Here is a 4,826-nt window from a genome sequence, read left to right as displayed (position 1 = left end):
ACCGCCTCGAGGCCGGCCAGGGCCGCCCGCACCCGCCCGCGCGGGCCGGTCGGGTTGGAGCCGTCGTCGCGCCAGCGCAGGCCGTGCTCGGCGCACCAGGCGCCGGCCTCGGCCCGGGTGACGGCGGCCGCCAGCAGCGGCCGCCGCAGCCCGCGTCGCAGGTCGCGCTCGGGCATCCCGGCCAGCGCGCGGATCCCCGGCGACGAGATCGCTCGCAGCAGCACGGTCTCGGCCTGGTCGCTGGCCGTGTGCGCGACCAGCACGTCGACGCCGGGTCCCCACCGGTCGGCGGCGGCTCGCAGGGCGGCCCAGCGAGCCTCCCGGGCCCACGCCGCGACCGACCCCGGCAGCGGATCCGGCGGGCACAGCCGCACGATCCGCAGCGCCGTCCCCAGGCGCGCCGCGACGGCGGCGACGTGGGCCGCGTCGCGATCGGCCTCGACGCCGCGCAGGCCGTGGTGGACGTGGACGGCCAGGACCGCCTCGGGGCCGGCGATCCGGACGGTCAGGTCGAGCAGGCAGAGCGAGTCGCGCCCGCCCGAGCAGGCGACGACGACCGGCGCGCCGGGGACGATCCCGCCGGACGCTGCCAGCCGCGAGCGCAGGTCGCGGTCGGCGCTCACGCCGCGCCGCTCACGGCTCGGGCGGCTGCCGCGCGAGCGACAGCGCGGTCGGGTCGCGGAAGCCCTTCAGCCGCACCTCGCCGATCGGCTCGAACTCCAGGTGCGGGCCGCCCGCCTCGACGATCGGCTGGGTGACGAGGACCTCGCCGCCGGCCGCGCGCGCCACCACCCGCGCCGCCATGTTGACCTCGCGGCCGAAGTAGTCGCCGTCGCGGAACAGCACCTCGCCGGCGTGGATCCCGATCCGCGGCCGCGGCTCGTCGGGGTTGAGGATCTGGAACCCGACCGCCCAGTCGACCAGCGCGCCGGCGTCGTCGGCGATCACCATCACCTCGTCGCCGATCGTCTTCAGGATCCGGGCGTCGTCGGGCAGCGACATCTCGACCGCGTCGACGAACCGCTCGACGACCTCGACCGCCTCCTCGTCGCCCTGGTCCTCGGTCAGGCGCGTGTAGCCGGCCAGGTCGGCGAACGCGATCGCGACGCGCAGCCGCCCGAGCCCGAGCAGCGAGTCCTCGTCCAGGGCCTGCTCGACCAGGCTGACCGCGTCCTGCTCGATGAACCAGTGCAGCGACCGGCGGTGGACGTGGCGGATGATCGGGTCGGCGAGCGGCAGGACGTCGCGGGCCAGCCCGCCGAGGCTGCCGGCGGTCTCCAGCAGCGACCCGGGGCGGCGGACGGCGGGATCGCGGACGTAGAGGCGGAACATCCGCACCTCGGCGTCGGCGACGCGGCCGAGCGCCTGGCCGTAGACCCGCGCCAGCTGCAGCAGCGCGATCAGCGGGAAGCCGGCGTCGAGCGCGGCGGCCGCGTGGCGGAACAGGTCGACGTCCTGCTCGCTCATGTGCTCGATCGACTCGTCGCTGAAGCCGAACGCCTCCGCGATCCGTCGCACCAGCGCGACCTGCAGGCCGGTCTCGTTGGCGACGTCGTCGGGGGTGACGTGCGCGGTCGGCGGGGTCACGACCGCGGTCAGGTAGTCGAAGGCCAGCTCGCTGCGCTCGGTGACGGCGGCGATCTCGCTGAGCGAGCGGCCCTTCGCCCGCAGCCGCTGGACGATCCGGGCGTGGTTCAGCGACGAGGTCGTCCAGCCGCCGTCGTCGTCGAGCGGGACCAGCGCCAGGTCGGCCCAGCGACGCAGCGTGCTCTCCGAGACGCCGACCAACTCCGCCACGCGCGCCCGGGTCAGCGGCAGGGCCTCCGGGACGTCGACGGGGCCGTCTCCGCTGTGGCGGCGAGACCCGCGAGGATCCCGCCGCCGGCGGGCGTCACGGCCCGCTCCGTCGGCCGTCGGCGCTCGTCCCTGCTGGGGGCGGCGCCTCGCGGGTGGCGAACCACCCACGCTCCGGCCTGGGGTCGTATTCGGTCCCTCAGTCATACCGGCTGGGGCGCCGCGCCGTCAAGGGTCGCGCGACCGTCGTCGGGGAGTTGCTGACGGCCATCGATCTAGAGGGCCAGGTGCGGGTAGTCGGTCGCGACGAGCTGCTCGTACAGCTCGGTCGTGCGTTCGCGCAGGGGGATGATCCCGAGCGCCGCCTTGACGTCGCCGGAGACCCGGATCCGCCTCCGGGCGACCGCCAGCACCAGCGGCTCGCGGCCGTGGAGGTAGCGGTTCATGACGTCGGCCGACATCGCGAAGCGGACGGCGACCGGCCAGCGCTGCTCGCGGGTCTCCGGCCAGTGCCACTCGCCGGAGACCGCCGACCCCGGCGGCAGGCTGCGGGCCTGGAGCACCTGATCGGTGTCAGTCACGCGCAGCTCGTGCGAGACGCGGTAGTGGGCGAAGCGCGGGATCAGCAACTCGTCCCGGAGCATCGCCGCGAGCAGGCGATCGATGACCTCGCGCAGCTCCTCGGGCGAGCGGAACGGTTCCGGCACGGCGCGGTCCGTCACGAGCCCGTCAGCGCTCGTCGGCGGACGGCCCCGCGTCGGCGGGGGTCCCCTCGACCCGCGCCAGCCGCGCCTCGAGCTCGTCGACCCGCGCGGTCAGCTGCCGGAGGTCGTCGACCGTCGCCGGCCGCGCCTCGTCGATCGAGCGGCCGAGCCGGCCGACCGCCTGCTGGACCTCCTCGGCCAGTTGGCCGGCGCCGGCGGTCCCCGCGCTGCTCAGGTCCTCGAGCGCGCCGCGCACGCGAGTGACGACGTGCCCGAGCTCGTCGGCGAGGTCCTGGGCCCGGACGCGCGTGGTCCGCGTCGAGTCGGCGGTCACCGCGAGCGCCTGGTCGACCGCGCGGCGGACCGCCTCGACCCGCGCGTTGCGGCGGTCGCCGGCATCGTCGTCCGGCGGGTTGACGGTCTCCGGGTCCACGGAGGGGAGTGTAGAGCCGCCGCGATCCCGGGATCCGGGTCGGCGGATCGGCGCCGGCGAGCGGCCGGCTCGCCCCGGCGGGCGCCGACGATCGCGCCCCGGCCCTATCCTCGCCGCCGTGACCCGCCTGCCGGAGATGCTGCACCTCGTCAACCCGGTCGCCCCGCGCGCGATCGTGGTCGGGGACCCCGGCCGGGCCCTCGAGCTGGCCCAGTCGCTGCTGGAGCGGCCGCTGATGAGCAACCACCAGCGCGGGCTGTGGGGCTACACCGGCGCCGCGGCCGACGGACGGCCGCTGACGATCCAGTCGACCGGCACCGGCGGCGCGAGCGCCGTCGCCGTGGTCCGCGAGCTGGCCGACGCCGGCGTCCGGCAGATGGTCCGGGCGGGCTCGGCGGTGGCGGTCGGACCCGAGCCGGCGGTGGCCGGCGAGCTGCGGGTCGTCGCGTTCGCCGTGCCCGGCGACGGCGCGAGCCGTGCCCTCGGCGGCCAGGGCCCGGTGCGACCGGACGAGTCCCTGCTCACGCGCCTGCGCGCGGGCGGGACGCCATCGGTCGGCGTCCTCAGCGTCGACGTCCTGCCCCAGGACGGCGGCGAGGCGCCCGAGCTGCCGGCCGACGTCGGTGCGCTCGACCGCCAGACCGCGGCGCTGCTGCTGGCCGCCGGGCGGTTCGACGTGCGGGCGGCGGCGGTCGTGGCCTTCCCGCACCTGGACGGCGACGAGGATCGCCGCTCCGACTGGTGGCGCGCGGTCGGCGCGGCCGCGGCGGCCGCGCTGACCGACGCCGGCTAGGCCTGCTTCAAGCCCTTCAGCGAGGTCTCGATCCGGTCCAGCTGCTCGGCGATCGCGGCGAGCTGCTTGGGGTCGGTGCCGCCGAAGCCGGCCAGCCGCTCGTCGAGGCGGTCGACGGCGTCCTCGATCGACTCGAGGCGCTGCGAGACGTTGCGGACGCGGCGGGTCAGCCGCTCGATGTCGGCGGCCGAGGGCACGTTGAGCGCGCCGAACGCCGCCTCCTGCGCCTGGGTCGCCCGCTCGCGGACCTCCATCGCGCGTTGCACGGCACCCGTCACCAGCGGGCTGCTGAGCAGCTCCTGGGCGAGCTTGCCGATCGTGTCCTCGCTGGCGCCCTTGACGCGCTCGCGCAGGTCCTTGCTCGTGTCGGACGAGTCCTCGCTCATGGAAAGCCCTCCGGCGTTCGTGGAAGTGCGTGCCGAGGGGCCGGCGACGCAGGCGCACCCTACCGCCCGTCGCATCGCGCGCAAGGCCCGGTGGGATGTGCTCCCGTCATCGCTGACGCTCATCGGACTGGACCTCCGTACCATTCTTTGCAAGACCCCTCGCGAACGGCATCTGCGGCTCCGATACCCGTGGTAGTGTGGCGCGATCGGTGTACCGGGGTGGGCTCGCGGACACCGATCTTGAGGGAGATTTCTGAGATCTGATGACGCTGTCGACGCGCAAGCTTCTGGTCGGACTTTCCGCCGCTGGAGCCGTAGCTACCGGATTCGGGGCCACGGTCCATCAGGCCTCGGCGGAGTCCCGAACGCTCAGCGTCACGCTGGCCGGGGGTCGAGTGGTCCAGGTGACCGTCGACGTCCCCCCGGGGACTCCGATCGACCAGATCCCGCTCCCGGACCTCGGCGCGCCGGTGATCCGCGTGTCGGACGCCTCGCCGCAGCTGCAGTCGGCACCGCCGACGCCGCCCGCCGGCACCACGACGCAGAGCACCGTCCCCGAGGGAACCGGCGCGGCCCGTCGCGGCGCGGTCGGTGACGACAGCGGCGGCGACGGTCGCGAGGCCGCCCGCCGTGCCAACGACGCCGATCAGAAGCGCCAGGCCGACGCGCAGGCGGCGAGGGACAGGACCGACGGTACGAAGGTCACGAAGAAGTCG

At 75.6% G+C, this 4,826-nt stretch carries 6 protein-coding genes and 1 pseudogene; 2 read left to right on the top strand and 5 right to left on the bottom strand.

Annotated features, from left to right (window positions below; genetic code table 11):
* The 4 genes from tilS to PAI11_RS07405 all read right to left on the bottom strand — a co-directional run.
* A partial coding sequence (tilS, locus tag PAI11_RS07420) for a tRNA lysidine(34) synthetase TilS (RefSeq protein WP_081488309.1) occupies positions 1-623 on the bottom strand: 623 nt, incomplete at its 3' end.
* 10 nt (positions 624-633) lie between these two features.
* Positions 634-1,797 (bottom strand): adenylate/guanylate cyclase domain-containing protein, encoded by a 1,164-nt coding sequence (locus tag PAI11_RS07415; protein ID WP_007572531.1) that lies wholly within the window; start codon positions 1,795-1,797, stop codon positions 634-636.
* A 272-nt stretch (positions 1,798-2,069) separates the two neighbouring features.
* On the bottom strand, positions 2,070-2,501 hold the full coding sequence (locus tag PAI11_RS07410; RefSeq protein WP_007572530.1) for a hypothetical protein: 432 nt from the start codon (positions 2,499-2,501) through the stop codon (positions 2,070-2,072).
* A 22-nt stretch (positions 2,502-2,523) separates the two neighbouring features.
* Complete coding sequence (locus PAI11_RS07405; protein WP_040598986.1) at positions 2,524-2,931, bottom strand: sensor histidine kinase; 408 nt, start codon at positions 2,929-2,931, stop codon at positions 2,524-2,526.
* A gap of 118 nt (positions 2,932-3,049) precedes the next feature.
* Here PAI11_RS07405 and PAI11_RS24090 point away from each other — a divergent pair, with 118 nt between their 5' ends.
* Positions 3,050-3,724 carry a phosphorylase family protein gene (locus tag PAI11_RS24090; protein WP_050897159.1) on the top strand — a complete coding sequence of 225 codons (675 nt, stop codon included), beginning with the start codon at positions 3,050-3,052 and terminating at the stop codon, positions 3,722-3,724.
* On the opposite strand, the gene PAI11_RS07395 is transcribed toward PAI11_RS24090, so the two are convergent.
* Complete coding sequence (locus PAI11_RS07395; RefSeq protein ID WP_007572526.1) at positions 3,721-4,110, bottom strand: hypothetical protein; 390 nt, start codon at positions 4,108-4,110, stop codon at positions 3,721-3,723. The two genes, PAI11_RS24090 and PAI11_RS07395, sit on opposite strands and share 4 nt — an antisense overlap.
* A 404-nt stretch (positions 4,111-4,514) precedes the next feature.
* On the opposite strand from PAI11_RS07395, the pseudogene PAI11_RS07390 reads away from it, so the two are divergent.
* Positions 4,515-4,826: pseudogene (locus tag PAI11_RS07390) on the top strand (hypothetical protein); the annotation flags it as partial.

Source organism: Patulibacter medicamentivorans (assembly GCF_000240225.1).
Classification (GTDB): Bacteria; Actinomycetota; Thermoleophilia; order Solirubrobacterales; family Solirubrobacteraceae; genus Patulibacter; species Patulibacter medicamentivorans.
Note: the sequence above shows the minus strand (reverse complement) of the source record. Positions and strands in the feature narration are given on the sequence as shown.